This window comes from Hymenobacter antarcticus (genome assembly GCF_039539545.1).
Taxonomy (GTDB): domain Bacteria; phylum Bacteroidota; class Bacteroidia; order Cytophagales; family Hymenobacteraceae; genus Hymenobacter; species Hymenobacter antarcticus.
In genome coordinates this window covers 21,953-48,713 of record NZ_BAABDI010000023.1, presented here as the reverse complement: position 1 = coordinate 48,713, position 26,761 = coordinate 21,953, and the positions used below count along the sequence as shown (strand labels likewise).

The following is a 26,761-nucleotide window of genomic DNA, read 5'->3' as shown; positions in this document are numbered from 1 at the left end:
CGCAGGTCAAACAGCAACTTCACTCATTCACCCATTCACTCATTAAAATTACCGCATGAGCACCAGCTTGCCCCAGTCGTTTTTGAAGGCTTTATCGCCGGCCGTATCGCGGCGGCCAAACTGCCCGTTGGGGTCGTCGAGGGCCACGCGGTAGAGGTAGGTGCCATTGGCCAGGCGGTCGCCGTAGCTGTCGGTACCGTCCCAGGCATTCTCGGTGATGTTGTTGCCGATGTGCAGCTGACCCAGGTCGCTCATGTAGAGCTCGCGCACTACCTGGCCCGTGAGGGTCATAATCTGGATTTTCATATTGGTGGGCAGCGTCTGGCCCGTCACCGTGAACACGAAGCGGGCTTTGTTCACCACCGGGTTCGGGTACGGGTACACGTTGGTAATTTTGGAGGCATTCACGACCTCGAATTTCACCTGTAGCTCCTGCGAGCCGGCGCTGGCGTTGCTGGGGTCGCGGCCCTGCACGCGCAGCGTATACATGCCATCGGCGAGGGGCTTGCTTTTGCCGGGCTCGTATTTCAGCGTCGCCACGCTGCCCTGGGTAACGTTCACGCTGAAAGCCACTTCGGCGCTGTTGTTCAGGTCGACCAGCGTGGGCGTGCCACCGGGCCGGGTGAGGGTCACGGTGAACACCGACCGGTCAGTGATTTGGCGTATCCGGTCCTCATCGCTGAGCTGAATATTGATGGTGGGCGTGGGCGACACCAGCTCCCCGTTCAGGATATGGCGGCCGTCAAAGGCCACATCCAAGGTGGGCGGCACGTTGTTGTCCTGCACCGAGAAGGGGGCGAGGGTCAACTCGTTATTGGAATAAATCTGTTCGGGCTGCAGGCGCGGGTTCACCACTACTTCGGTAACGAATGTGCCAAACTTACCCGCCAGGCTGAGGCGCACGGGCAGGGTGAGCGTAGTGCCGGGGGCCAGCGCCGGCGAGGGCACCAGTGCGGTAGCCACCACCGGGCGGGTGGGCTGGCTCACATCGCGCACATTGATGCGGGTGCTCAAAGGAGCGAGAAAAGCTTCGTCCGAGATATTCTGGAACTTCACCGGAAAATCGAGGAAGCCCGTGGTAGCAACTCCCAGGGCCAGCTTGGCGGGGTCGTAGTCGGCAGCGGCCACCAGGTCGCGGCGCACCACGCCTTCGGGCAGGCCCCGCGAGGTCACCAGCCACTCTATCAGCTGCGGGGGCACGCGGGTCACGGTATCGGCCAGCTCCAGCTCCAGGCGCAGGTAGGGGTAGCGCACGGCCGAAATCAAGGCTCCCAGCGGCTGCGTGGCCAGCGTCACGCGGGGCAATACCACGGTTTCGCGGCCCAGCGTGTCGATGGCTACCACGCTCAGCTGGTGCCGGGCATCGGGCGTAATGCGCTTGATGGTGCTATACAGGTTCAGCCACTCTTTGGCCGGGCCAATACGCGTCGAAACCACCCGGCCCGAGCTGCTGGGTCGTTGCAGGGTGTCGCGCAGCTCAATGGTTTGGTTGTAGGGCAGGATGGTTACGTTGCTGCGGTCAGGGCCACGCTCATGCACCAGGCGGCCGGTGGTGGCACTCAGCTTCTGGCCCAGCAGGGCCAACGGCTCTCCATCGTTGAGCTGGGTGATAAGCTGCGAGCCGAGCAGGGTTTGCAGCTTCGCTTTCAGCGCAGCCGGCAGCAGGGTGTAGCGCAAGCGGTTAGTCGACACCACCGCCACGTACGAGCCGGCGGGCACGGCCGTGAGAAAGGCGTCGAGCTGCTGCTGCCGTACGGTGCTGTAGTTCAGGTTGTCGAGGGTATCCCGCGGGGTGGTCGCGTCGGTAGTGGAGAAGTAATAGAAGTAGTCCGGGGCCTGACCGCACCGCTGGAAGCTGGCTGGCATGGCCACCGGCCGCAGCGAGGCAGGGTTGTAAACGGCCACCAGCAGGTTGGGCGAAAGGATGCCACAGCCACTCACCGAAGCCAGACCGGCGGCCGTCTGAATATTGATTCCCGCCCCCACCAGCGTACTAAACGTAGCGGCACTGCGTGGCGCACCGCCCCCGCGGGTGCGCAGCGTCAGCGGCACCCGGGTATTCACAAATGTCCAGCGGCCCGTGGGGGCATTCACCTCCACGCCGGTGCGCGCATCGCGCTTGAACTGCGTGTAGTGGCTCTGCGACCAGCCGCCGGGGCTATTCGGAATCACGCGCAGCGAGGAGGTGGCCCAGCTGCCGTCCTCCAGCGGGCCGGGGGTTTGGAAACGCGCCCGCCAGTACCACACCAGGCTGTCGCGCTGGCCGAGCGTGGCCGGCAGCGTGGGCCGCCACTCGGCCACCACGCCCGCCGACACGGTGGTGCGCTGCACGGCCCGGTCGAACGTGGCCACCGTATCAATTTCAAACTCATACACGCGCTGGGCACCCAGCGGGTCGTTGGACTGCACCACCAAACGGGGCTGGTTGGTGGTGGAAATGGCGAATTCGGTGGGGTTGATTACCGTCAGGCCACCTTGCAGAAAGGAGAAGTCGATTTGAGCCGTGTTATTGGTTTCGTTCTTTTCCAGCACCAGGTTATTGGGGTCCAGCACTACCCGGAAGGTGCTGGTGCCGCCCACACCCACGGCGTTGGGCAGCGTGAGGGCGTAGGTGGTGTCGGCCCGCCAGGACTGCCGCACCGTCACGAGCGGGTACACCTGGTTGGGGCGGCCCGAGCCCGACGGGAAAATGCGCGTTACCTGAATCTGCAACGGTTCGTAGGTAATTTTTTCAGGGTTAGCCACGCCCACATTCAGCACGAAATCGGCCGAGGCCGCCCGCACCGGCCCCTGCCCGGCCGATGGCGTAACCGAAACCGTGGCCGCGCTGGCGATGAAGTCCGGCCGGGGAGGCGCAAACAGTGCCAGCGTGGGGTCGCCCTGCCAGCCCGTGCCGAGCAGCTGCTCAATCCCAGGCTCATTATTGAAAAAGAGACTCCCCTGCAGCCGCCGCACCGACTCATCGTGTACCACCGTAATCGGCTTGCCGTACCACCGGGGGTCGTTGAAGAGCAGTTTGTAGAGCGAGTCCTGGGCAATACTCAGTTGGGTCGCGTAGCTGAAACCAGACTCCGCCAGCGAGCCCAGGGCCCCCTTTTGCTCAGCCAGCAGCCAGTCCTGAACAACGGTATATCCCTGGGTATAGGTAGCATTGGCCGCGCAGCCGTTCAGGAAAAGGAAAGGGTACTTTCCGGTATTCGTATAGTTCGGAGCAGTGGAGGGAGCACCAAAATTGAGTGCGAAGCTTGTGGATGACGCATGGCCGAAGTAAGTAATCATCGCAAGACCGGCATTGAGCTGCGCCGAAATGTCGATACTGACTGGCAAGCGGTTGGGGGTGATGCGCGATTCGGTAGTGACGCGCCCGCCCAGAAAGGGCCGCTCCACCCGAACCTTGCCGGCATCCAGGTATGACTTAAACTCTGCTGTTTCGTTCGCATCGTACCCGCCCACCAGGTGAAGAACGTTTTTGCGCCACGGCTCGGTCCCCAGCCGTTCGTGGGAAGTCAATTTGTTGAAGTACGTCATCACCTGCTGGGGGGTGGTCACGTTGAGGCGGCCGGTATGCAGCTTGGCCACAAAATCGTCGTTCATATAATCGGCCGTGAGCAGGTTGTCGGAAACCGCACGCGAGCTGGCGGGCACCAAATCCACCCCAAATTCCCCATTGCGAGCGAAATGAGCACCATTCACCCGCTCACTGGGCACAATACCCTTACCCAGCAACATCAGGTAGCGGTTGCTGCCCACCGGGCTGGCCGCCGCCATCCACCGCGAAAAGTGCCGCAGCGCCAGCCACGATTTTTCGCCGTAGTTGAACTGGTCGTAGAGCTGCTGGGAAATCACCATCAGCGTGTCGTAGCTGCCGCCGGCCGCCGAGGCCCGGTAGTTGGCATAGGCCCGGGCAGCGTTGGGAACGCCCGCGGCAGGGCCCATCAGCTGCGGGTGCGTGATGATGATGAACGTGGACGCGGCCGGGTTGATGGCGCGAAAGCGCACGCGACGGGCCGGCAGCGGCGGCACGGCCGGAAAGGCTTCGTCGGCCAGCAGCAAGCGGCGCGTAGCGGCCGCGGTGGCGGCCGGAAACACGAACCGCCGCCGGGTAGCCGTGCTGCCCGGGACACTCACTATCCGCTGTACGTTAGCTAAATCCTGGACATCAAAGCCAACCACGGTAGCGGGAATAGAGTCGGCCTCAAACTCGTAGGTGGCGGGCCCCGCCAGCAGCGAGTCGTTCTGGAAGCTGACGCTACGCCGGTTCGGAAACCAGCGGCTGAGCTGTGGAGCCACCACGCGCAGGTACGCGGCGTAGTAGTTATCGCCCGGCAGCGCGGAGGCGTCTAACCGGTACATCACCCGAACCCGGCCGGCGGGGCTCACATCGGAGCGCAGCAGCTGAAACCGGCGAATGCCCCGGGTGCGGCCGGTCCACCGAATCACCCCCAGGCTCCGTTGCGTGCCGGCTGGCGTTACCACCAGTACTTCGGTGGCATGAGCCAGCGTATTAGCCCCGAACATGGCCACTTCCAGCATAGGAGCCGGGCCGGTTGGGGCTACGTTCCGAATGATGGAGTCGGAGTCAACAGTGTTGGTTCCGCCCCCAAAAAAGCCTTCCCCGGGCTCTAACCACGGCAGGAAAGTAAATTGGATTGGTGGAGCATCGAGAAAGATGTTGACTTTGAGGTTGACCTGACTGGTAAGCCAATGTGGCTGAGCGGTGCCACCGGCTGCCACTGGCTGGCTCATGGCCCGGCCGGGCCGGGCGGCGCTGCCCACGGCCCAGGTAATAAAGTAGCTGGCCGTGTCGGTGTAAAAGCTATAGAATTGATGCGGCTGCGCGGCCGGGTCCTTGTACAGCTCCGCATCGAGCCGGCCATCGTTACGCACGGCATAAAACTCCAGAAACGTCGTCGGGTCGAGCACGGCGGCGTTGCCGCCCACGTACCGGGCCAGCTCGCGCCCGCGCCGCCAGACTTGCAGCTGGCTGGGCGCTACGCCGGTAATACCCGCCTGGGTTAAGTACTGATAGTTTAGCTTGTAAAGTCCATCACGGACTATTTTCACTTTATAGTACTGCTGACCCGGCACAATCCATTCGTTGCCCACCGGGCCCGACTGCGCCTGCACGGCCGGGCCACTCAATAGCAGCCCTAAGAGCACTGCCACTATAGCCCAGCCACTGGGCAGCTGATGGTATTTTTTAGTCATAACATTCGTTTTTAACTATTCCCAATCAGTCCCCAGCCTGAGGCTGAGGGCTTCTTTTCCTTGTTCAATCTTTTATTTGAAGGCGTAGCCCAACGATACTATCAGCGAGTTGGTTTGCGAGGGGCTGCTCAGTGTCTCCACGGCCAGACGCGACAGGGCCAGGTCCACGCGCAGGCCGCTCACGGCTACCCCGGCCCCGAGGGTATACTGGCCTTTCCAGCTGCTGTTGTACGTGCCGTTGCTGTTGACTGCAAAGTCCTGTATTTTCTGGTAGTTGCCAGCCCCGCCGCGTAGAAATACCAGGTTTTTGTAGCCCAGCTCCAGGCCCACGCGCGGGTCCACGCTCACCCCGCGGGTGGAGATGGGCGTGTTGCGCTGACCATCAGTAGTGGCTTCGATGTCGACGGCCAGCAGGGCCGAGAACTGCTTGGGCAAATCGAAGCGCCGGCCCGCGCCCAGCACGAAGCGCGGCAGCGTGATTTCGGTGCTGTTTTTCCGGATGGAGTCTCTGCCGATTGCTACCTGGCTGTTGACACCCTTGCGGAACTCGGCCGAGTTGATATTCCAGGCGTTGAAGGTGGTGGTGATGTCGCGGGCCATCAGGCCCAGGTTCCAGCCCTTGTGGTTGTACTGCACGCCCGCATCGAAGCCGAAGCCGTAGGCGGTGGCAAACTTGCCAATGTTGCGGTAAATAATTTTGCCGTTGGCCCCCACGCTCAAGCCCTCAACGCGGCTAATCTTGCGGGCGTACGACAGCAGCAGGGCGTAATCGGCCACCGAGAAATACTCGATTTTGCTGTAATCGATGTAGCCGTACTCGTTCACGAGGTTGCGGGTATCGGCAATGTTATCCACGCCCAGCCGCAGCACGCTCACCCCAATGGCACTCTTGTCGTCGAGCGGCATGGAGAAGGCCGCGTAGTCGTTTTTCACCACGCCCGAAAACAGCTCGGAGTGCATCAGCACGCCGTCGTACTTGTGGGTTTGGTTGGTCAGGCCCGCCGGGTTCCAATAGCCGGCGGTGGCATTGTCGGCCAGACTCACCTGCACTTTGCCCATGCCCAGGGCCCGGGCTCCCACGCCCAGATTCAAAAATTCGTTGCTGTATTTGGGGGTTTTGGTCGACTGGGCGGCGGCGGGCAGCGCCAGCGCCGCAGAAACACCCAGAAGAAGCAGCCCACGGGCGGCAGAGGAAAGCTGGAGCATAGGATAATTGGAAAGCGGGTACGAATTGCGCGGACGGAACGCAAGTTACTTCATTATAGTGCGCTCGGGCCTGCCAATTTCGGGCCAATTATGGATTTGGGCCTAAACGACAACCCTGGGAATACGAACGTCATGCCGAGCGCAGCCGAGGCATCTCGCGTGCCACCACTAATCAATACCGCGACAACAATTAGGCTACCGACCCATGCGAGATGCCTCGGCTACGCTCGGCATGACATTCAGCTGCTTTATTTCAAAAACTTTTATTGCTGATTATCAATGTATAGCAAATCATTTTGATGGTTTTAATTGAATTATTCATCCAGTACCTTGCGTTACAAAGTACCTACCATACATTTGTACTGTTTCTCACCCACTAGTCATCCAACTCGCCCATGAAACTCGAGAACACCCAGGTTCAGATGCGCAAGGGAATCCTTGAATTCTGCATCCTGGAAATCATCGCCCGCGGCGAAGCCTACGCCTCCGATATGTTGGAGGAACTGACTTCGGCCCGCATGATAGTGGTGGAGGGCACGCTCTACCCGCTGCTAACCCGCCTCAAAAACGCCGCTTTGCTGGACTATGTCTGGAAAGAAAGCACCAGCGGCCCACCCCGCAAGTACTACACCCTGACCGATGCCGGCCGCCAGTTTCTCGCCGAGCTGCGCGATACCTGGGAGGAAATGGCCACTTCGGTGGGCATCATCCGCCACAGCCGGCCGCCAGGGGATAGCCGCTAGCACCACGCCTTCTTTTCTGCTTCACTCACCAGCATTCAATCGGCCCGTTCGGCCTTCTTTCACATGAAAAAGAACATCAGCATCAATTTGCAGGGCATCATCTTCCACATCGAGGAAGATGGCTTCGACGTCCTCAGCCGCTATCTGGCCGAGGTGAAAGCCCACTTTGCCAACTATCGCGGCCACGAAGACATCGTAGCCGACATCGAAGGCCGCATCGCCGAGCTGTTTTCGGCCCGCCTCTCCCCTACCCAGCAGGTTATTTCGCTGGAAGACGTGCAGGCCATGACCGCCAAGATGGGCCGGGTGAGCGACTTCGCCCCCGATGCCGACGAGGACGATGAAGCCACCGAGCCCGCCGCAAGCGGCAGCACGTTTGGTCCCGAGGGCGCTTTCGGCACCAAAGGTCCTTTTGGCCCCGAGGGCACTTTTGGTTCCAAAGGTCCTTTCGGCCCCGGCGCGGCGGCAGCAGGTGCTTCAGCCGAACCCAAGCGGCTGTACCGCGACATGGCCAACCGCAAGATTGCGGGCGTAGCCGCCGGCATTGCCCAATACTTCGCCGTAAATCCCCTCTGGATTCGCCTGGGCTTCGTGGTCACGGCCCTTCTGTCGCCCGCCGTGTGGCGCATCCTCGAAGACGGCGACTTCCGCTTCAACCTACAGCTGGGCAGCTGGGCCGTGCTGGGCTACATCGTACTCTGGATTGTACTGCCCAAGCGCTACGATGCCCCCGCCCATCCGGAGGCCCTGCTGAACTCGGGTCCGCTGGCCGGCCGCCGCTTGTTTCGCGATACCGGCACGGGCAAAGTAGCCGGGGTAGCCGCCGGCCTGGCCGCCTACTTCAACATTGATGTGACCCTGGTGCGGGTGGTATTGCTGGCCGGCCTCTTTGCGGGCGGCTTCACCTTCCTGCTCTACGTCATTCTCTGGATAGTCTTGCCCGAGGCCAAAACGGTTTCGGACAAGCTCCGGATGCGCGGCGACGCCATGACCCTCGAAAGCTTCGATAGCAGCGTGCGCAACAATGCTTTCGCCGATGGCCCTACCACCACCAACCGCCCGGTGGGCGCTTTTGTAGAGGATGCGGCCCGCGGCCTGCAGCCGCTGGTGAACTTTGTGGGCTCAGCCATTCGCATTGCGGCCGGCGTGCTGCTCACAATTGGCGGCTTCTCGCTGCTGCTGATGCTGGCCATCATGCTGGGCGCGGGCATTGGCCTGATTCCAAACTCTGAAAACATCGTGGCCGGCGACGTACCCGCCCACGTGCTGCTCAACGGGATTCCGGCCTGGGGTCTGCTGGCCGGGTTCCTGGCCGCCGGCATTCCGGCCCTGTGGATGCTGCTGGGCGGACTCAACCTGCTTTTTAAGCGCACCCTGGTGCCCCGCACCGTGAGCTTGTCGCTGCTGGGCCTGTGGCTACTGAGCGTCGTTGGCCTGACCATGACCATTGCCCGCCAGAGCCGCCAGTACCAGTACAATGCCGAAGTAGAACAGCTGGAGCGCTACCCCGCCCTCACCACGCCCGTGCTGATGCTGGACTCCCGCCACGTAGACCGCGAATGGGACCAGCGCGTGAATGTGCGTCTGGCCGCCGCCGACAGCGGCAAAACCGTGGAAGTGCTGCGCACGCTGGGTGCCAAAGGCCCCAGCGAAGAGGTAGCCCGCCGCACCGCCCTCACTACCATCGACTACACGGTGCGCCCCAGCGGCGATTCCTCGCTGGTGTTCGACGACCATTTCTCCTTCCTGCCCGGCGCTTCGTTCCGCAAGCAGGACCTAGCCCTCACCATTCGCCTGCCCCGCGACCGCACCTTCCGCATGAGCCGGGACTTTGCTTATAACCTGCTTGATGACGACGACTTTGTGGGCAACCGCCGCCCAGAAGACCCCGCGCAGCACCGCTACCAGCTGCGCGGCAACAAGCTGGAGTGCATCGGCTGCACCGCCGAACAGCTGGGCCGCGACGACGAGAACGATGGCAATGTGAACATCAATATTGACAGCGACGACGACGACAATGCCGACAGCGACAACAGCGACGAGGATGCCGACGGCAACGACCGCGCCAACAGCAGCGGCCTCTCGCTCAACTACGGCGGGGCCCCGTCCTTCGATACCGACCTGGGCAGCTACGGCAGCGCCCGCCGCACGTTTGAGGAAACCGGGTTCTCGCGGGTGAGCGTGGCCGGCGGCTACCGGGTGGTGGTGCGCCGCGGCGACTCCTTCAAAATAGAGGCTGGCGGCGACGACAAAGCCCTGAAAGATATGCGCGTGGAGCGCGATGGCGACGAGCTGCAGATTCGCCCCCGCAGCAGCACCAGCTTCTTTGGCGGCGACTGGAACCGCAAGCAGCGCCGGGTGCTCATCCGCATCGAAATGCCCAGCGTGAGCCGCCTGGAGCTGGCCGGGGCCGTGCACGCCGACCTCGGCGGCTTCGAACGCCAGGACGAGCTGCGCGTGGAGCAGACCGGCGCCAGCCACCTGCGCCTCAATGGCAGCTACGGCACCCTGAAGCTGGAGCAGGCCGGTGCCTGCCGCACCACCGCCACCGGCAACGCCGACAACCTCGACCTGGACGCCGCCGGTGCCTGCGAGCTGGCCGGAGCCAACCTCAAAACCCGGAACAGCAAAGTATCCATTGCCGGCGTGTGCAAGGCCCGCCTCAACGTGACCGAAAGCCTGGAAGGCGATGCCGTGGGCGCCAGCGAAGTGGCCTACAGCGGCCAGCCCGCCCGCGTGAAGCTCGATGCCACCGGCCCTTCCAGCATCAAGCGCCTGTAAAAAACAAGCAGCCAAAGCGGCCGATAAGTAGCTGACAGGCAGCTCTGCTACTTGTGCTCAGCTTCTGCCTCCCTATTTATCGGATTAATTAATCCGTGGGCAATGTTATCCGTATACCTGCGTCTATCTTGCGAGAGAAAAAAGAAGTCAGGCTTAGTTTGGTGAGTGAACGAGGCCTCCTTCCGGAGCCAGTCCCATAGCCCCTCCCTGCTGCAACAGGAAGGCCAGGGCTGGCTCCATTTCGTTTTTAATGGTGCCTTCCAGAATGGCCTCCATCACGGCTTCCTTCAGCTCGCCCACTTGCCGCGAGGGTTTCAGCCCGAAGGTTTCCATGATGATTTCGCCGGTAATGACGGGCCGAAAGCTGCGCAGGTGGTCTTTTTCTTCCACCTCCTTCAACTTTTCTTCCACCTCGCCAAAATTGCGCAGGTAGCGGGCCTTGCGCTCGTGGTCCTTGCTGGTAATGTCGGCCCGGCACAGCAGCATGAGGCGGTCAATGTCGTCGCCGGCTTCGAACAGCAGGCGGCGCACGGCCGAGTCGGTCACGGTTTCCTTCACCAGCGCGATGGGGCGCAGGTGCAGCTTCACCAGTTTCTGCACCATGCGCATTTCCTCGCCCAGCGGCAGTTTCAGCTCCGTGAAGATGCCCGGCACCCAGCGCGCCCCTTTGTCCTCGTGGCCGTGAAACGTCCAGCCCACTTTGGGGAAGTAGCGCTTGGTGGCGGGCTTGGCGATGTCGTGCAGCACGGCGGCCCAGCGCAGCCACAGGTCGCCGCCGGCGGCAGCCACGTTATCCAGCACTTGCAGGGTGTGGTAGAAATTGTCTTTGTGGGCATGGGTGCCCACTTTTTCCACGCCGTGCAGCAGCGCCATCTTCGGAAAGATGAGCTGCAAAAGCCCGGTTTGAAAGAGCAGCTTGAAGCCGTAGCTCGGCGTGGGCGACTCGATAATCTTGTTCAGCTCGATGGTAATCCGCTCCTGCGACACGATTTTTATCCGGTCCTTATTCCGAATGATTGCATCGAACGTGTCGGGCTCAATATCAAAGCCCAGCTGCGAGGCGAAGCGCACGGCCCGCATCATCCGCAGTGGGTCGTCGGAGAACGTCACATCCGGCCCCAGCGGCGTGCGAATGGTTTTGCTGGCCAGGTCCTTCATGCCCTCGTAGCGGTCCACGAGCGCCCCGAAATCTTCGGGGTTCAAACTCAGGCCCAGGGCATTGATGGTGAAGTCGCGCCGGGCCAAATCCTCTTCCAGCGTGCCGGCCTGCACCTCGGGCTTGCGGCTGTCGGCGCGGTAGCTTTCCTTGCGGGCTCCCACAAACTCGATGTCGCCGGCTTCCTTGGTTGGCAGCATGGCCGTGCCGAAGTTCTTGAACACCTGCACCCGGCCGCGGCCCGGCAGTTTCGCGCCCACGGCCTGCGCCAGCGCAATGCCGTCGCCCACCGTCACCACGTCGATATCCTTGCTGGCGCGGCCCAACGCCAAATCGCGCACGTAGCCGCCAATCACGTAGGCCGGCTGCTTCAGCTCGGCCGCGGCGGCGGCAATGGTCCGGAAAATGGGCAGCTCGGGCAGTTCAGGCGTCTTCATGGGTGCAAAGTTCGGCGCTGGCACCAGAACGTGTACCCCGAAATTTCATTTCGGCCGCCGGAACGTCCGGCCGTTGTCGTTCTGGGGAGCCGAAATGAAATTTCGGGGTACACGTTCTGGGGGAGCCGAAATGAAATTTCGGGGTACACGTTCTGCTACTCCCGCACTACTTCCACCTGCCCGCCGACCCCCAGCCGCACCACCCGCGAAGGCGCGGTGCGCGTGGCATCGTCCTGCCGCCAGTTCGCCACGTGGTCGGCCCCGCGCAGTATCGCCGGGTCAATTTCCGAGTACACCGCCGGGGTTGGCTCGCCCGCCTTATTGGCCGACGTCGACACCAGCCCGTGCCCCAGCCGGCGCACTACTTTAAAGCAAAACTCGTCCTTCACCACCCGCAGGCCCACCGTACCGTCGGGCGCCACCAGTGCCGGGGCCACGGCCCGACTGGCCGGCAAAATGTACGTAGTGGGCCGCGTATCGGCGGCCAGCAACGCCTCCAGCTCGGCCGGCACTTCGGCGACATAGCGCTTCAGCATCGCCAAATCGGCCACCAGCACGATGCCGGGCTGGCCTTCCGGCCGGCCCTTCAGCTTATACAGCTCCTGCACGGCGGGCGGTGCTTCGGCATCGCAGCCCAGGCCCCACACGGTATCGGTGGGATAAAGAATGACTTGCTGAAGCAGCAGGGCATCCACGGCGGCATCTACTTCTTGACGGAGGAATTTCATATCGCTGATTGACGCTGATTAACCGTGATTTTGCTGCTTTTTTTTACTGGGCAACACGGTTCTGAATTATTGAATTGATGGGTGCTGAATAGCGCTTTTTTTTAGCCGGACTGCCAATCTTCCACCAGTAACGATGACATGAGGGTTGGTGAAGAATCAGCGAAATCACGGTTAATCAGCGCTAATCAGCGATTGGCAGAGCTCCACCAATACACCGGCGGCGCTTTTGGGGTGTATAAAGCACACCAGCTTATTATCGGCCCCGCGCTTGGGCTCTTCATTTAGTAATACGAAGCCCTCCCCTTTCAGTCGCGCCATCTCGGCCCGGATATCATCCACCTCAAATGCGACGTGATGAATACCCTCGGGCTTTTTAGCCAGGAACTTCGTGATGGCGCTATCCGGCGAGGTGCCGGCCAGAAGCTCAATCTTGGAGCCGCCAACCTGGAAAAAGACCGTGTCCACGGCCTCACTGGCTACATGTTCCTTTTTGTAAGGAGCCGCGCCGAGCAAGTTGGTGTAGAGAGCCGTGGCGGCTTCGAGGTCGTGTACGGCCAGGCCGAGGTGTTCGAGGTTGGTAATCATTGGATGGAATGGATGGGCAGAAATGGCACTGACCGGGCAAAGAAGCCTGATTTACCAGGAATTTTGGACCGCTGCCGGCGGGTAGAGCATATCCTTATTTAGATTGTGTCTACTTTTGTGAGGCCAAAGAAAACTGATTGCCCCCGAACCGTGTTCTAACACCGACCAACGATTCACTGGTTTAACTTTTTGCTATCCCGCTACGCGCAATGCTGAAGCTCCCTATTTACCTCGATAACAACGCCACCACGCCGCTTGACCCGCGGGTATTGGAGACCATGATGCCTTATCTGACCGACGTGTTCGGCAATGCGGCTTCGCGCAACCACCCCTTCGGCTGGGCCGCCGAGGAAGGCGTGGACTACGCCCGCGAGCAAATCGCCAAGCTCATCAATTGCGACCCGAAAGAAATCATTTTCACTTCGGGCGCTACCGAGTCAGACAACCTGGGTATCAAGGGGGTGTTTGAGATGTATAGCCAGAAGGGCAACCACGTCATCACCTGTACCACCGAGCACAAAGCCGTGCTCGATACCTGCAAGCACATTGAGAAGCTGGGTGGCCGCGTGACCTACCTGGCCGTGGACGAGCAGGGCCTCATCAGCCTGGAAGAGCTGGAAGCTGCCATGACGCCGGAAACCATCCTGGTCAGCATCATGTACGGCAACAACGAGACGGGCACGATAAATAACATCCGTGAAATCACCCGCATTGCGCACAGCCACGGTGCCTTGTTCATGACCGATGGCACCCAGGCCGTGGGTAAAATCCCGGTTGATGTCATTGCCGACGGCATCGACATCATGGCCTTCACGGCTCACAAAATGTACGGCCCCAAGGGCGTGGGTGCGCTCTACGTGCGCCGCAAGAACCCCCGGGTGAAAGTGACCGCCCAGATGGACGGTGGCGGCCACGAGCGCGGCATGCGCTCGGGCACCCTCAACGTGCCTGGCATTGTGGGCCTGGGCAAGGCCTGCGAGTTGGCTCGCCTCGAAATGGACGCCGACACCGCTCGCCTGAGCGTGATGCGCGACCGCCTCGAAAAAGAGCTGATGACGATGGAGGAAACGTACGTAAACGGCTCGATTGAGCACCGCCTGCCGCACGTCACCAACATCAGCTTCAAATACGTGGAAGGCGAAGGCCTGATGATGGGCGTGAAAGACCTGGCGGTTTCGTCGGGTTCGGCCTGCACTTCGGCCTCGTTGGAGCCTAGCTACGTACTCAAGGCCCTGGGCCTGAGCGACGACCTGGCCCACAGCAGCCTGCGCTTCGGCCTGAGCCGCTTCACCACCAACGAGCAAATCGATTACGCCATCGGCCACGTAAAAGAGGCCGTAACCAAGCTCCGCGAAATGTCGCCCCTGTGGGAGATGTTCCAGGAAGGCATCGATTTGAGCAAAATCGAGTGGGCCGAACACTAGGCTTCGCCTTAGTTAAAAATTGAGAATTAATAATTAAAAATGGCTTGACCCATTTGCGTTAGAACTCAATTTTTAATTCTTAATTTTTAATTCTTAATTCAAAAAAGCCATGGCTTATTCCGATAAGGTAATCGACCACTACAGCAACCCCCGCAACGTGGGTACGCTAGATAAAAGCAAGAAGAACGTAGGCACCGGCCTCGTGGGCGCACCCGAGTGCGGCGACGTAATGCGCCTGCAAATTGAGGTGGACGAAGCCACCAACACCATCACCGACGCGAAGTTCAAGACGTTCGGCTGCGGCTCGGCCATCGCATCGTCGTCACTGGCCACGGAGTGGCTCAAGGGCAAATCCATCGACGAGGCCCTAGCCATCGACAATATGGAGATTGTGGAAGAGCTGGCCCTGCCGCCCGTGAAAATCCACTGCTCGGTACTGGCTGAGGATGCCATCAAGTCGGCCATCTCGGATTACCGCGTGAAGAATGGCCTGCCCGCGCTGGAACTGGCTCACCACTAATTCAAAGACAATTAAAAATTGAGAATTAAAAATTAAAAATGTCGGTCAACGCCAACATTTTTAATTTTTAGTTCTCAATTTTTAATTTACCCCCTGATGGACGAATTTGAAACCGCGCGCCTGGAACGCGAGATTCAGCAGTACCTCGGCCTGGAAGCCGAGCAACTGCGCTTTGAGTTTCGGGAGTTGGACGGATTGGCCCGGCTGGACCTCATCACGGTGAGTCCCCGGCACCAGCAGAGCTTTTTGTTTCGCTATGAAACCGGCCGCGACAAGGCAGAATGCCTGGAGAAGATGCTGGCTTACGTGCGCGGCTACCGTGATAACGAAAGCCCATACACCGTGCAATGGCGCGCTCACGGCGACAAGGAGTTACACACTTCCTACTTCCGCGCTCACAACGTGTACGAGGCGCTGGACAAGCTCTATTTCGGCCGCGATTTGAACACGATTACCGTGTTCAGCGTGGTCTTGAACCCCAGCTCCTGACGGCACCGAGGCGGCGCGTGAACCTTGCGACACACGCGCTTGTTTATAATGTGTCTAAATTGCGTGCTCATTAACCTATTTGCTGGTTGAGCAAGCACCACTCCTACCGCCATGATTACCGTTTCGGATAAAGCCAAGGAAAAAGTATCGCGTCTGATTCAGGACGCCAACCTCGACGACACGTTTCGCCTGCGCGCCTCGGTAGCCGGCGGCGGCTGCTCGGGCCTGAGCTACAAGCTGGACTTCGACAACGAGGTGCGGCCCATGGACCAGGAGTTTGAGGACAAGGGCGTGCGCGTGGTGGTCGACATGAAGAGCTTTCTCTACTTGGCCGGCACCGAGCTGGATTTCTCCGATGGCCTCAACGGCAAGGGTTTCCAGTTCAGCAATCCCAACGCCTCGCGCGAGTGCGGCTGCGGCGAAAGCTTCTCCGTCTAATCACGGATTACGCGGACTTTAGCGGATTTCGCGGATTTTGTAGGCGACTACCGACCGGGCATTATCATCAAAAAAGGCTTGCCATTTGGCAAGCCTTTTTGTTTTGTTGAATAAGGTGGCGAAAAAATAATCGCCTACAAAATCCGCGAAATCCGCTAAAATCCGCGTAATCCGTGATTTATTGTTTCTCGAACTTCTGCACCATGCGGCCGGTAGCGGTCTGCAGTTCCAGGAAGTAGAGGCCGGGGCTCAGCTTCTCGATGTTGATGCTGGGTGAGCCGGCTTCGGCAGTACCCGTCAGCAAGGACTGACCCAGCTGGTTGAGCACGCGGTAGGGCGTGGCCTCAGCGGCCAGGAAGCTGATGGAGCTGTGCGCGGGGTTTGGAAAGAGCAGCACTTTAGCTACGCCGCTGCCGACCACCGTGGCTACCGGCGAGAAGGTGAACGTGCCGTCGCGGTCCACCTGGCGCAGGCGATAATAAAGCAAGGCAGCCTGGGTGCAATTCAAATTGTCGCTAGGCCTCTCTTGCGGGATTGAAGGGTTCAATTTGCTGTCGTACCAATTGCCATCGGTTACTCATGGCGCAGACGCGCAGGGTCAAGACGCGTTGGGCGCCGTTTTTGCCCCAGCGTTGGCCCGCCCGCTTCATGCGGCGTTGCATCACCGTGCGGTGGGCGGCCTCAATGGCACCCGAGCAAATCAACAAGCCGCGTTTGCGGGAGGCTTTGTAATCCATCCGGTCGCGGTTGGCTTCGAGGTAAGCACAGACCGACTCGCACAGGGCCGGGGCGATGGAGAGCTGCTTTAGATGGACTAAAACTTGGTATAATTTGCTGTTAATCAGTACCTTGCGCTGTTATTTAAACCAGCCGGAAGCCGCTTTTCCGCTCCCCCAACACGCCTTGCCGGCCTGGCCAATGTGTTCCATGGCATGGTAGAAGTCCAAAATCAGTGTGGCCTGTGGACAGGTTTTTTCGATGAACTGGCGCAGCCAAATGGCCCCATCGCTGAGAAAGACCAGTTCGCGCCCATGGTCTTTGTAGGGGGCGAGTTGCGCGGCAAATTTGTCCCCAAACGCGGCTGCAGTCCCCAGATGGCCCACAAAAACAGACGCGGCAATGTGCCCGCCGCGCTCCTCGACCACGCTCGTTTGCAAGGCCATCGCGGCAAAAATGCGGCCCAACTTGGCTTCCTTGTACCCCTAGTTGGTGAGCAGCATCGCCCCGTCGGCCTGCGCATAGACGATGCCCGCCGGGGCGGCTTCAGGGGCCGGGCAAGCCGGAACCTGGTCCAGGTCATCGGCGATGGCCTTCCCGTAAAAGCGCGTGAGCCGGTCAATCTGACTGGCCCCTACGGGCACCCCCAGCAGGGTTTCGGTCAAGGCGGCAGCCTGTTGGTAGACCTCGGATTGCCCTAAAAAAATAAGCTTCTCCTGGAGGTAGGGGCTGATGCCAAACCCGTTTGGGTGCGCGCTAAAGACCTCACTATTTGCTATTTGGATTTGGCCAAAGCGCGTCATCATCTTTTTTTTTACGCCGGTCGTCTGGCACGGGGCCCATATTGCGCTCAAGCACTTGACGGCCCAATTCCAGCCAGATGGCTTCAAACGACTTCTCGTAATCGTAGAAAGTCGGCGCGGTCCCAAGGGCCTGCAAATCGTTGTATTTCTGCTCGGCCAAGGCGAGATATTCGGCTTTGCTCATGGCGGTGGTGGGGGAGGTCGGCATGACACAAGTTACCAATACGCCGCGACAATTTGAATTGCACCCAGGCAAACACACTTCTGGCCAGCCAGAATTACTAAATCATTATATCCCCCTACCCGCTGTAGAAAGGGCACATCGACTGCCAATTAAGCACTTATCCCGGCCCGACGACTTCAATACAGGCCCGGCTTCCAGCAGGCACCAAAAAGAAAGCCTCCACGGTTGCGGAGGCTTTCTTTTTGGTGCCTGCTATTGCGGGCCGGGGGCGGCGTGGGCCAGGGCAGCCAGCAGCGGCGAAGCGGCTGGGTGGGTGGCCCCGGCCCGGCCGCCCGGCCGGCCCCGAAACGACAGGACTTGAACCCGGGGAAACGGGCAATAACTAGCGCGGTGGCGCAGACGAGAACGCGGCCGGGGTGGCCCCGGGCGCGGCCGGATGCCCGGCGGCCCGGCTGGCCACGGGCTCCAGGCCCCGAATCACGGCTTCGGTGAGGGCGCACTGGCGGTGGTGCGAATAGCGCCGGCTTTCGAGGCGGGCGCGGGCCACGCGCTGGGCGGTGGCGGCGGGGTTGGCCAGGGTGTGGCGCACGGCGCGGGCGCAGGCGGCCACATCGCGGTGCGGGTAGAGCAGGCCGGTCTGGTCGTGGGTGACAAGCTCGAGGGTGCCGCCGGTGGCGGTGGCCACCACGGGCACCCCGGCCGCCAGGGCTTCGAGGGTGACCATGCCGTAGGTTTCATTCTCGGAGGCCAGCACGAATACGTCGATGGCCTGGTAGAACACCGCGGGGTCGGCGCGGAAGCCCCGGAAGTGAACGTAGGCGGACAGGCCCAGCCGGGCCACCTGCCGCTGCAGGTGGTGCAGGTAGTCGTCGCCCTCGTTGCGGGTGGGCTCGCCCATCAGCACGAGGCCGACGTCGTGGCCCATCTCCTGGCGCAGGTGGTGGAGAGTGTCGATGACGAAATCCTGGCCCTTGCCGTCATCGAACCGACCCAGAATGCCCAGCAGGCGGCCCGTGGCGGGCAGGGCCAGCTCGTGGCGGGCCTGGGCGGCCGTGCGGGTGGGCGGGGCAAACTGCTCGATGGGCAGCCCCAGCGGCACCACGTGCAGGCGCTCGGCGGCAAAGCGGGTGAGGCGCGTGACTTCGCGGGCCAGGCCGGGCAAGGGCGTCAGCCAGGCATCGACGAGGCGGAAGCGCAGCGTATGGACCAGGCTGCGCTTGGGCCGCCCCAGCTGCATGTGCTGCTGATAAATAATGCGCAGGCGGCCACCCAGCAGGCTTTTAACCAGCGTGGCCAGGGCCAGGTCCTTGTTCTGCGTCACCACCAGCACGTCGATGCGCAGGCGTTCTACCTGCTGCTTCAGCGCCCAGGCCAGGAGCGGCATGGCCAGCCCCCGGCGCACGGCCGGGGTTTCGAGGGGCACCAGCCAGTCTTCGGCCCACTGGGCCAGCGGCGTGGCGGCCGGCGCGAAGAAGGTGACGCGCCAGCCGCGCTCCCGCATCCAGCTGGCAAATTTCAGGCTGTTCAGCTCCAGCCCGCCCAGGCTGCCGGAGAGGCAGAGCACGCCCAGCTGGGGAGTTGCCTCCTGCTTACTGGAAGCCAGGCTGGGAATGGGACTCCCGGGAGAGGTGAATGGGTGCATAGCTCAGGGAAACAGGATGTGCGGAGGGCATTGGAGGGGTAGAAAGCGAGAAAGTTTAGTGCGAACGCCAGATGCGGATGACTTTTCAGCGCGCCGTTGCCTTAACTCCAGCGGCTGAGAAACTGTAGAAACGCGTCTTTGTACTGGTCGCCGACGGGGATGGTGACGGCCCCAATCTGCACGGTGAGGCGGCGCACGGCCTCAATCTTATCGAGCGCCACGATGAATGAGCGGTGGATACGCATGAAACGCCGGGCGGGCAGCTTTTCCTCCATCGCCTTGAGGCTCATGAGCGAGAGCAGGGCGCGGGGCGCGCTTTTGAGGTGAACCTTGATGTAATCCTTGAGGCCCTCTACGTAGAGAATGTCGCTGAAGGCCACGCGCACCAGCTGGTATTCGGCCTTCAGGAAAAGGTATTCTTCTTCCTCGGGGCCGGTGGTGATGGGGGCGCCGGCGTGCTGGGCGGTGAGCTCGGCGTAGGCGCGGGCCTTGCCGGCGGCCCGCAGAAACTCCTCGTAGTTGAAGGGCTTGACGAGGTAATCGAGGGCATCGACGCGGTAGCCCTCCAGGGCGTACTGGCTGAAGGCGGTGGTGAAAACGACGCGCGGCCCAGCCGGGCCCAGCACCCGGGCCAGCTCCAGGCCGTTGAGCTCCTGCATCTGAATATCGAGAAAGGCCAGGTCGACGGTGCCGGGGTGCGCATGCAGGTACTTCAGGGCTTCCACGGCACTGCCAAACTTGCCCACCAGCTCCAGAAATGGCGTTTTCTGCACGAAGGACGCCACCAGACCCAAGGCCAGCGGCTCGTCGTCAACGGCAATGGTTTTGAGGGGGGACATTTTTTTAGGGTAGGAGGGTGGACTTTTAGGGTAGGAGGGTAGGAGGGTATGGGGGTATGGGGGTATGGGGGTATGGGGGTATGAGGTGTGGGGGTATGGGGTATGAGGGCAGAAAATAATAAACCAATAACAACTCCTACCCTCCTACCCCCACACCCTCCTACCCTAAAAACTCACCCTCCTACCCTACATTCAACGTGAGGTGAACCCGGAATTCATTGGCGGGCGTGTGGTTGTCGACCAGCAGCGTGAACTGGCCGGGGTAGAGCAAATCGAGGCGGCGGCGGGTGTTGGCCAGGCCAATGCCGTTGCTGCCGGCCAGGTCGGTGGAGGGCAGCGGCAGCAGGGAGTTGCGCACTTCGAGCTCCACCACATCGGGCGTGGGCTGGCGGATGGCCACGAAAATGCGGCTGGCCTCGGTGGCCGCCACGCCGTGCTTAAAGGCGTTTTCGAGGAAGGGCAGCAGCAGCATGGGGGCCACGGGCACGTCGTGGCCGGGCGCGGGCCGCTCGAAGGTGACCGTAACCCGGTCGTCGAGCCGGAGCTGCATCAAGTTGATGTAGTCCTGCACGAAGGCAATTTCCTGGCTGAGCAGCGTGGGGCCGCTGGCCGTGTCGTAGAGCACGTAGCGCATCATGCGCGAGAGCCGGTGAATGGCCTCGCGGGCCTGCTCGCCGTCGAGCAGCGTGAGGGCGTAGATGTTGTTGAGGGTATTGAAGAAGAAGTGCGGGTTGATTTGGGCCTTGAGCACCGACAGCTCGGACGACACGCGCTGCTGCTCCAAGGTCTGGCGCATCCGGGCATCGTTCTGCCACTTCTGCACCACCGTGATGCTGGTGCTGATGCCCAGCACGAATAGGGTGGTGAGCAGGCCCATGGTGTCGAGGCGGAAACCCGAGCGGGGCAGCCGGGGCCGCCCGGTCACCTCCATAAACGCTTTGTCAATCAGGGCGGGCAGGTCCAGCGTCATCTCCAGGAACTTGCTGAACAGCAGCACGGCCACGGTGGTCCCGAACAGCGCCAACACAAACCACTCGTTGCGGCCCTGAAACAACAGCCGGGGCACCGTAACCCTGGCCGTGAGGTAAAACACCGAAACCCAGACGATAAACATCAGGCCCTGCTTCAGCCAGAACTGCGGCGGCATGGTGAGCCGCCCGGTGAGCGGTTGAAACAGCAAAAACGTGAGCCCGAACAAGCCCCACACCAGCACATGAATCAGCGGCGAGAGGTAGCGACGGGGAGTGGTCAAAGTCATGGAGCAGGAAACCGTTACAGGCAAACATAGCGGAGCCCGGCGAACCAGCCGCTTCCAAACCGACCGCCCGGGGAATTGTATCGACGGCGGGGAGAGTTTTATCGGTTGGGGCAAGGCCTGCAAAGGCGAACGGCAACTCTTCCTTACCAGAGAGGAGATGTTCAGTCGCAAGGCTGAACCGGGGTGGTGCCACCGGAGGGTGGGCGTTGAACGATGAACAAGTAAGGCATCTCATACCATTAGCAGGATACCGGTCGGGTGTCGTTCAACGAGTGCGACCACCCCAATTTCAGCGTTGCTGAAATATCCCCTCCTTAAAAAAGGAGGGGAGTTTGTCGTTCTGCCGCCCGACCTTTGCCCCCATGATTCGCCCGCTACTGCTGTTGCTTGTGCTGCTTGCCCCCACGCCTACCCCGGCGGCCCCGCCCCTGCCCGATTATTCCACTTACCCCACCTACCTCGGCCCCGACCTGGGCCTGACCTGGCGCGGCCCCCAGGCCACCCTGCGCGTGTGGGCCCCCACCGCCGAGGCGCTGCGCCTGCGCCTCTACGTAGCCGGCACCGGTGGCATCCCCACCTCCACCCACGCCATGGCCAAGGCCGAAGGCGGCACCTGGACCTACGCCCTGCCCGCCGGCACCACCGGCTTCTACACCGTGCAGGCCACCATCGGCGGCAAAGCCCTGGCCGAAGTAGCCGACCCGTATGCGCATGCCGTCGGCATCAACGGCGTGCGCGGGGCCGTGCTCAACCCCGCCACCGCCCAGCCCCCCGGCTGGCCCGACGACCTGCGCCCGGCCCTGAAACAGGCCACCGATATCGTGATTGGCGAAGTGCACCTGCGCGACCTCAGCATGCACCCGCAGTCGGGCATTCGGGAGAAGGGCAAGTACCTGGGCCTGGCCCAAACCAGCACCCGCGGCCCCGGCGGCGTGCTGAGCACCGGCCTCGACCACCTCGTGGAGCTGGGTCTGACCCACGTCCACCTGCTGCCCACCAACGACTTTGCCTCAATCGACGAAGCCGCGCCCGCCCGCGCCAACCGCTACAACTGGGGCTACGACCCGCTCCACTACTCGGTGCCCGAAGGCAGCTACTCCACCAACGCCGCCGACCCCGCCGCCCGCATCCGCGAGTTCAAGCAGATGGTGGAAAACCTGCACGGCGCGGGCCTGTGCGTGGTACTCGATGTGGTGTACAACCACACCGCCGATGCCGCCCGCAGCAATTTCGAGCAGCTGGTGCCCGGCTACTACTACCGCCAAAACCCCGACGGCCGCCTGAGCAACGCCACCGCCTGCGGCAACGAAATCGCCTCCGAGCGGCCCATGGTGCGCAAGCTCATCGTGGAATCGGTGGCGCACTGGGCCCGCGAATACCACGCCGACGGCTTCCGGTTCGACCTGATGGGCGTGCTCGACATCGAGACCATGCGCGCCGTGCGCATTGCGCTCGACCAGCAGGACCACAGCATTTTCGTGTATGGCGAGGGCTGGACCGCCGGCCCCTCGCCCCTGCCCGACCCCCGCCGCGCCCTCAAAGGCAATATGATGAAGCTCGACCGCATCGCGGCCTTCGGCGATGAGCTGCGCGACGGCGTGAAGGGCCACTACGCCCGCCAGACCGAACCCGGCTTCGCCAGTGGCCAGCCCGGCCTGGAGGAGAGCGTGAAATTCGGCATCGTGGCCGCCACCCAGCACCCGCAGCTTGATTATGCCAAGGTGAACTACTCGAAAGCGCCCTGGGCCAGCTCCCCCGCCCAGGCCATCAACTACGTGGCCTGCCACGACGATATGGTGCTCTGGGACAAGCTCCACGTCTCGAATCCCAACGTGTCGGAAGACACGCTGATTAAGATGGATTTGCTCAGCAATACCATTGTATTCACCTCGCAGGGCATCCCGTTTCTGCCGGTTGGCGACGAGTTTCTGCGTACCAAGGGCGGCGCACACAACTCCTACAACCTGCCCGATAGCGTGAACCAAATCGACTGGAGCCGCAAGGCGAAATATGCGCAGGTGTATGATTTCTACCGCCGCCTCATTGCCCTGCGCCGCGCCCATCCCGCCTTCCGCCTGCCCACCGCCGGGCTCATTCAGCAGCACTTGGAGTTCCTGCCTACCCGACCTGGGTCAATTGCCTATCAGTTGAAAGACCACGCTGGCGGTGACGCATGGGAAAATATCACCGTCATTTTCAACGGCAGCAAGTCGGCAACTGGGGTTTCTTTGCCCCGTGGCACGTATAAGGTGGTGCTGCGCGGCAACCAGCTCAACGAAGACGGCCTCGACGTACTGGAAGTAACTAGCGGCGTTCAGGTATCTGGCAACTCCGCCTTAGTCCTGGTGCAGTAGCACCATTGCGCCGGTCTGACCGCCCTAGGCGGTCTGACCGATTGTCGTTGTTATGACGCTCATTCTTGTTGTTATACCTACCGTTCTCACTTCAACCGGTCGGACCGCCTAGGGCGGTCAGACCAGACCAATTCCATTCTCCACCATGAAAACCGTCGTCACCCTCACCCTGAATCCGGCCATCGACAAAAGCACGTCCGTGCCCAAACTGGTGGCCGAGCAAAAGCTTAAGTGCGACCCGCCCAAGGTGGAGCCCGGCGGGGGTGGCATCAACGTAGCCCGGGGCCTGAAGCGGCTGGGCCTCGATGCACAAGCCGTATTCACGGCTGGCGGCCCGCCCGGCGAAGTGCTGCAACATTTGGTGGCCCGCGAGGGCATCGCCTGCTGCCCAGTACCCACGGCCGACTGGACCCGCGAAAACTTCACCGTAGTGGAGGCCGCCAGCAACCAGCAATTCCGCTTCGGCATGCCCGGCACTACCCTCACCGCCGCTGAGCAAGCCCAGGTTCTGGCCACCTTGGCCGCCCTCAACCCCGTACCCGACATGCTGGTGGCCAGCGGCAGTCTGCCCCAGGGTGTGCCGCCCGAATTCATGGGCGAAATAGCCCGCTGGGCCCGCCAGGCCGGGGCCAAGCTGGTGGTCGATACCTCCGATGAAGCCCTGCGCTGCGCCGTGGAAGAAGGCGCCTACCTGATTAAACCGAACCTGGGCGAGCTGAGCAAGCTGGCCGGCGTGGAGGCGCTGGACAGCGAATCGGCCGCTGCCGCCGCCCAGGCCATTATCGCGCGGGGCAAGTGCGAAATCGTGGTGGTGTCGCTGGGCGCGGCCGGGGCCTGCCTCGTCACCCGCGATGTGGTGGAACATATATCGGCCCCCGCCGTGAAAAAAAACAGCACCGTGGGTGCCGGCGACAGCATGGTGGCCGGCATGGTGTTCGCGCTCTGCCAGGGCCAGTCGGTGCGCGAGGCCGTGCGCATGGGCGTAGCCTGCGGCACGGCTGCCACCATGAATTTCGGCACCGAGCTGTTTCATAAGGAAGATGCGGAGCGGCTATTTCAGTGGCTGCTGCGGGCGATGCCACGCGAAGTGGCGGCGGGAAACCTCGCGTCCTGACGTCCACCTCACCACCGGCTGATGCCTTTCCCTTGCTGATTTGAAAATTCAGCCTTTCCATTCTGAAAAAATCCATCCCCGCCCGGCCTTGTGCCGGGCGGGGATTTTTAATTAACACCCTATTAATCAATCTATCATCAAAAATAACTCACGGTAATCACTGAATCGGCACTGGTATTGGCATTGGGTATCCGTCACCAAACACCTGCTGCCATGGCCATTCTCGATAACCTTACCAAAGCCGCCAAAGGCTTCTTCATTGAAGAAGACGAAACGGCTGCCGCCCCCGCGCCGGGCCTGACGCCCGCCGCTCCGGCGGCCCCGCTGCCGGCCGGCACGGGGCCGCTCGTCGCCCAGGCCGAGCCGCGCCACCTCGACCACATCGCCAGGCTGCTGGCCGGCGATGGCAAGGATTTCGGGGCCTACACCAAAATGGTGACCAGCATGGCCGGCAGCGGCCTCACCGGCCCGCTGCTCTACCAAACGGCTTTCAACGCCTTCGCTGCCCTCACCGGCGTGGACCAGCCCGCCCTCCTGGCCTCGGCCGATGCGCTGGCTCAGAAGCTGACCGACGACCGCGCCCAGGTGCTCCAGCGCCACCGCGAAAAGCTGGGCGAAAGTGCCAATCCGCAAGCCCCCCCCAGCCCGCTGGTGCAGTTGCAAAAGCAGGAAACCCAGCTGCAGGCCGACGTGGCCGCCCTCACCGAGCAGCTCAGCCAGAAAAACCAGCAGCTGCGCGAAATCCAGCAGCAGGCCCAGGCCGAACACCAGAAGACCCAGGGCGCGCTGGCATCCTACGAGCTGGCCAACGCGGCTACCGCCGCCGAGCTGCAGGCCCACCGCCAGGCGGCGCAATCATTCCTGGCATCCACTCCTACCCGCTAACCATTCCAAAACCTTACGAAAATGAACACGCTCCCAACCCTTAATTCCGATTCTGACCTGCCCAAGTGGCAGCAGCCCGAGAAAGTCGCCGGCTGGTTTTTCCTGGCCGGCCTGGCGGGCACGGCAGTGTACTTCTGGGGCCGCATCCTGCCCTTTCTGGTCGACATGGTGTTCGACACCGTGAAGCTGGGCATTGGCCTGGGCGTGCTGTTTGTGCTGTTTTTAGTGCTGACCAACAAGCGGATTCATGCCGGGCTGTGGTACGCCGGGCAGCGCATTCTGCGCACGGCCGCCGGTATTTTCGTCAACACCGACCCCATCGGCATCATGGAGGACTACATCTCGAACACCGAGAAGGAAGCCCGCAAGATGGACGCCGAGGTGGGCCACATCGAAGGCGCGCACGAGCTGGTGAAGCGCAAGCTGGCCGACAACACAGCTCAGATGAAGGAGTACCTGGCCCTGGCCGACTCGGCCACCCGCCAGGGCGAAAAGGATGCTTCCGAAGCCTACGCCTCGCGCGCCGCCCAGCTCGAAGACTACAACCGTCGCCTGCAGCCCATGGCCACCACCACAGCCAACGTGACGGTGGTGATGCGCCAGATTCTGAAAGCCGCCCTGCGTCAGATTGACGGCAGCAAGTTCAAAGTAGGCCTGCTGAAGGACGAATACCAGCTGGTGAAACGCACCAGCTCGGGCATGCGGGCGGCCATGAACATCCTGCGCGGCGACCCCGACAAGAAGTACTTCTTCGACCTGGCCACCGACCGCGTGGCCCAGGACATGGCCCAGCAGCTCGGTCAAATCAAGCAGGCCATGCGCTACTCGCAGGAGTTCGTGAAGGAAATGGACATCCAGAACGGCGTGATGAGCGAGAAGGGCCAGCGTCTGCTGGAGAAATACCAGAAAGGCGATTTCAACGCCGTGCTCAACGAAAAGCCACAAGCGCAGCAAAGTATTCTAGCCACCAAAAAAGCCTCTGATGATGCCTATTCTAGCCTGCTTGATTAGCTTTTTGCTGGCCTACTATGTGGTGGGCCTGCTGGGTCATCACACCCCAACAGAACGTCATGCTGAGCGTAGCCGAAGCATCTCGCGTGTGGTAGTAATCAATGACGTTCCAACTAAGCGGTAGAGATGCTTCGACAAGCTCAGCATGACCGTTCTGGGCACCCAAGCGAGATGCCTCGGCTACGCTCGGCGTGACGGCCAAGCAGACGGACAGCTACTAATCACTCCCCCAAAAACCG

19 protein-coding genes and 1 pseudogene are annotated in these 26,761 nt (G+C 61.6%); 10 read left to right on the top strand and 10 right to left on the bottom strand.

The genetic code is table 11. The annotated features are described in order from the left end of the window. Positions 1–48: 48 nt before the first annotated feature. Positions 49–5,208 carry a putative type IX secretion system sortase PorU2 gene (gene porU2 / locus ABD819_RS15350; protein WP_345125716.1) on the bottom strand — a complete coding sequence of 1,720 codons (5,160 nt, stop codon included), beginning with the start codon at positions 5,206–5,208 and terminating at the stop codon, positions 49–51. Positions 5,209–5,280: 72 nt separating this feature from the next. Continuing rightward, positions 5,281–6,414 (bottom strand): putative type IX sorting system protein PorV2, encoded by a 1,134-nt coding sequence (locus ABD819_RS15345; protein WP_345125715.1) that lies wholly within the window; start codon positions 6,412–6,414, stop codon positions 5,281–5,283. A 395-nt stretch (positions 6,415–6,809) separates the two neighbouring features. On the opposite strand from ABD819_RS15345, the gene ABD819_RS15340 reads away from it, so the two are divergent. Next, the gene (locus ABD819_RS15340) at positions 6,810–7,157 is read left to right on the top strand and encodes a PadR family transcriptional regulator (RefSeq protein ID WP_345125714.1); all 348 of its coding nucleotides are present in this window, start codon (positions 6,810–6,812) and stop codon (positions 7,155–7,157) included. 63 nt (positions 7,158–7,220) lie between these two features. After that, positions 7,221–9,938, top strand: a complete 2,718-nt coding sequence (locus ABD819_RS15335) for a PspC domain-containing protein (protein ID WP_345125713.1) — start codon at positions 7,221–7,223, stop codon at positions 9,936–9,938. Positions 9,939–10,091: 153 nt separating this feature from the next. Here the strand turns inward: ABD819_RS15335 and ABD819_RS15330 are convergent, their stop codons facing one another. From ABD819_RS15330 to mce, 3 genes are all read right to left on the bottom strand, one after another. Continuing rightward, positions 10,092–11,531, bottom strand: coding sequence for a CCA tRNA nucleotidyltransferase (locus ABD819_RS15330; RefSeq protein ID WP_345125712.1), 1,440 nt, complete (start codon positions 11,529–11,531; stop codon positions 10,092–10,094). Positions 11,532–11,686: 155 nt separating this feature from the next. Continuing rightward, positions 11,687–12,259: an L-threonylcarbamoyladenylate synthase gene (locus tag ABD819_RS15325; protein WP_345125711.1), complete on the bottom strand. Its 573-nt coding sequence runs from the start codon at positions 12,257–12,259 to the stop codon at positions 11,687–11,689. A gap of 171 nt (positions 12,260–12,430) precedes the next feature. Beyond that, positions 12,431–12,844: a methylmalonyl-CoA epimerase gene (gene mce / locus ABD819_RS15320; protein WP_345125710.1), complete on the bottom strand. Its 414-nt coding sequence runs from the start codon at positions 12,842–12,844 to the stop codon at positions 12,431–12,433. A 209-nt stretch (positions 12,845–13,053) separates the two neighbouring features. On the opposite strand from mce, the gene ABD819_RS15315 reads away from it, so the two are divergent. The 4 genes from ABD819_RS15315 (at position 13,054) to ABD819_RS15300 (ending at position 15,715) form a co-directional block, all read left to right on the top strand. Beyond that, positions 13,054–14,268: an IscS subfamily cysteine desulfurase gene (locus ABD819_RS15315; protein WP_425554013.1), complete on the top strand. Its 1,215-nt coding sequence runs from the start codon at positions 13,054–13,056 to the stop codon at positions 14,266–14,268. A 109-nt stretch (positions 14,269–14,377) separates the two neighbouring features. Continuing rightward, entirely contained in the window at positions 14,378–14,788 is a 411-nt protein-coding gene (gene iscU, locus ABD819_RS15310) for a Fe-S cluster assembly scaffold IscU (RefSeq protein WP_046244756.1), read from the top strand. A gap of 96 nt (positions 14,789–14,884) precedes the next feature. After that, positions 14,885–15,277 carry a hypothetical protein gene (locus ABD819_RS15305; protein ID WP_345125709.1) on the top strand — a complete coding sequence of 131 codons (393 nt, stop codon included), beginning with the start codon at positions 14,885–14,887 and terminating at the stop codon, positions 15,275–15,277. 111 nt (positions 15,278–15,388) lie between these two features. Then, positions 15,389–15,715 carry a HesB/IscA family protein gene (locus ABD819_RS15300; protein WP_345125708.1) on the top strand — a complete coding sequence of 109 codons (327 nt, stop codon included), beginning with the start codon at positions 15,389–15,391 and terminating at the stop codon, positions 15,713–15,715. A 178-nt stretch (positions 15,716–15,893) separates the two neighbouring features. Here the strand turns inward: ABD819_RS15300 and ABD819_RS15295 are convergent, their stop codons facing one another. From ABD819_RS15295 to ABD819_RS15275, 5 genes and pseudogenes are all read right to left on the bottom strand, one after another. Further along, complete coding sequence (locus ABD819_RS15295; RefSeq protein WP_345125707.1) at positions 15,894–16,202, bottom strand: T9SS type A sorting domain-containing protein; 309 nt, start codon at positions 16,200–16,202, stop codon at positions 15,894–15,896. A gap of 28 nt (positions 16,203–16,230) precedes the next feature. After that, positions 16,231–17,443: pseudogene (locus ABD819_RS15290) on the bottom strand (ISLre2-like element ISRsl1 family transposase). A 358-nt stretch (positions 17,444–17,801) separates the two neighbouring features. Continuing rightward, positions 17,802–19,061 carry a glycosyltransferase family 4 protein gene (locus ABD819_RS15285; protein ID WP_345125706.1) on the bottom strand — a complete coding sequence of 420 codons (1,260 nt, stop codon included), beginning with the start codon at positions 19,059–19,061 and terminating at the stop codon, positions 17,802–17,804. A gap of 101 nt (positions 19,062–19,162) precedes the next feature. Next, complete coding sequence (locus ABD819_RS15280; RefSeq protein WP_345125705.1) at positions 19,163–19,900, bottom strand: LytR/AlgR family response regulator transcription factor; 738 nt, start codon at positions 19,898–19,900, stop codon at positions 19,163–19,165. A gap of 181 nt (positions 19,901–20,081) precedes the next feature. Next, complete coding sequence (locus ABD819_RS15275) at positions 20,082–21,158, bottom strand: sensor histidine kinase (protein ID WP_345125704.1); 1,077 nt, start codon at positions 21,156–21,158, stop codon at positions 20,082–20,084. 362 nt (positions 21,159–21,520) lie between these two features. Between ABD819_RS15275 and pulA the strand changes: the two genes are divergently transcribed. The 4 genes from pulA (at position 21,521) to ABD819_RS15255 (ending at position 26,522) form a co-directional block, all read left to right on the top strand. Beyond that, a complete protein-coding gene (gene pulA / locus ABD819_RS15270) occupies positions 21,521–23,512 on the top strand; it encodes a type I pullulanase (protein WP_345125703.1) in 1,992 nt (663 codons plus the stop codon). A gap of 145 nt (positions 23,513–23,657) precedes the next feature. After that, a complete protein-coding gene (locus ABD819_RS15265; protein ID WP_345125702.1) occupies positions 23,658–24,626 on the top strand; it encodes a 1-phosphofructokinase family hexose kinase in 969 nt (322 codons plus the stop codon). Positions 24,627–24,839: 213 nt separating this feature from the next. Then, a complete protein-coding gene (locus ABD819_RS15260) occupies positions 24,840–25,511 on the top strand; it encodes a hypothetical protein (RefSeq protein WP_345125701.1) in 672 nt (223 codons plus the stop codon). A gap of 21 nt (positions 25,512–25,532) precedes the next feature. Beyond that, positions 25,533–26,522 carry a hypothetical protein gene (locus ABD819_RS15255; RefSeq protein ID WP_345125700.1) on the top strand — a complete coding sequence of 330 codons (990 nt, stop codon included), beginning with the start codon at positions 25,533–25,535 and terminating at the stop codon, positions 26,520–26,522. The last annotated feature ends 239 nt before the right edge of the window (positions 26,523–26,761 follow it).

What these genes read in the sequence shown, in the direction of transcription:
- ABD819_RS15300 (WP_345125708.1), top strand. Translation starts at nt 15,389, where the DNA reads ATGATTACCGTTTCGGATAAAGCCAAGGAAAAAGTATCGCGTCTGATT.
- pulA (WP_345125703.1), top strand. Translation starts at nt 21,521, where the DNA reads ATGATTCGCCCGCTACTGCTGTTGCTTGTGCTGCTTGCCCCCACGCCT.
- ABD819_RS15265 (WP_345125702.1), top strand. Translation starts at nt 23,658, where the DNA reads ATGAAAACCGTCGTCACCCTCACCCTGAATCCGGCCATCGACAAAAGC.
- ABD819_RS15255 (WP_345125700.1), top strand. Translation starts at nt 25,533, where the DNA reads ATGAACACGCTCCCAACCCTTAATTCCGATTCTGACCTGCCCAAGTGG.
- ABD819_RS15280 (WP_345125705.1), bottom strand. Translation starts at nt 19,900, where the DNA reads ATGTCCCCCCTCAAAACCATTGCCGTTGACGACGAGCCGCTGGCCTTG.
- ABD819_RS15330 (WP_345125712.1), bottom strand. Translation starts at nt 11,531, where the DNA reads ATGAAGACGCCTGAACTGCCCGAGCTGCCCATTTTCCGGACCATTGCC.
- ABD819_RS15335 (WP_345125713.1), top strand. Translation starts at nt 7,221, where the DNA reads ATGAAAAAGAACATCAGCATCAATTTGCAGGGCATCATCTTCCACATC.
- iscU (WP_046244756.1), top strand. Translation starts at nt 14,378, where the DNA reads ATGGCTTATTCCGATAAGGTAATCGACCACTACAGCAACCCCCGCAAC.
- ABD819_RS15345 (WP_345125715.1), bottom strand. Translation starts at nt 6,414, where the DNA reads ATGCTCCAGCTTTCCTCTGCCGCCCGTGGGCTGCTTCTTCTGGGTGTT.
- ABD819_RS15305 (WP_345125709.1), top strand. Translation starts at nt 14,885, where the DNA reads ATGGACGAATTTGAAACCGCGCGCCTGGAACGCGAGATTCAGCAGTAC.
- ABD819_RS15315 (WP_425554013.1), top strand. Translation starts at nt 13,054, where the DNA reads ATGCTGAAGCTCCCTATTTACCTCGATAACAACGCCACCACGCCGCTT.
- ABD819_RS15340 (WP_345125714.1), top strand. Translation starts at nt 6,810, where the DNA reads ATGAAACTCGAGAACACCCAGGTTCAGATGCGCAAGGGAATCCTTGAA.
- porU2 (WP_345125716.1), bottom strand. Translation starts at nt 5,208, where the DNA reads ATGACTAAAAAATACCATCAGCTGCCCAGTGGCTGGGCTATAGTGGCA.
- mce (WP_345125710.1), bottom strand. Translation starts at nt 12,844, where the DNA reads ATGATTACCAACCTCGAACACCTCGGCCTGGCCGTACACGACCTCGAA.
- ABD819_RS15260 (WP_345125701.1), top strand. Translation starts at nt 24,840, where the DNA reads ATGGCCATTCTCGATAACCTTACCAAAGCCGCCAAAGGCTTCTTCATT.
- ABD819_RS15275 (WP_345125704.1), bottom strand. Translation starts at nt 21,158, where the DNA reads ATGACTTTGACCACTCCCCGTCGCTACCTCTCGCCGCTGATTCATGTG.
- ABD819_RS15325 (WP_345125711.1), bottom strand. Translation starts at nt 12,259, where the DNA reads ATGAAATTCCTCCGTCAAGAAGTAGATGCCGCCGTGGATGCCCTGCTG.
- ABD819_RS15285 (WP_345125706.1), bottom strand. Translation starts at nt 19,061, where the DNA reads ATGCACCCATTCACCTCTCCCGGGAGTCCCATTCCCAGCCTGGCTTCC.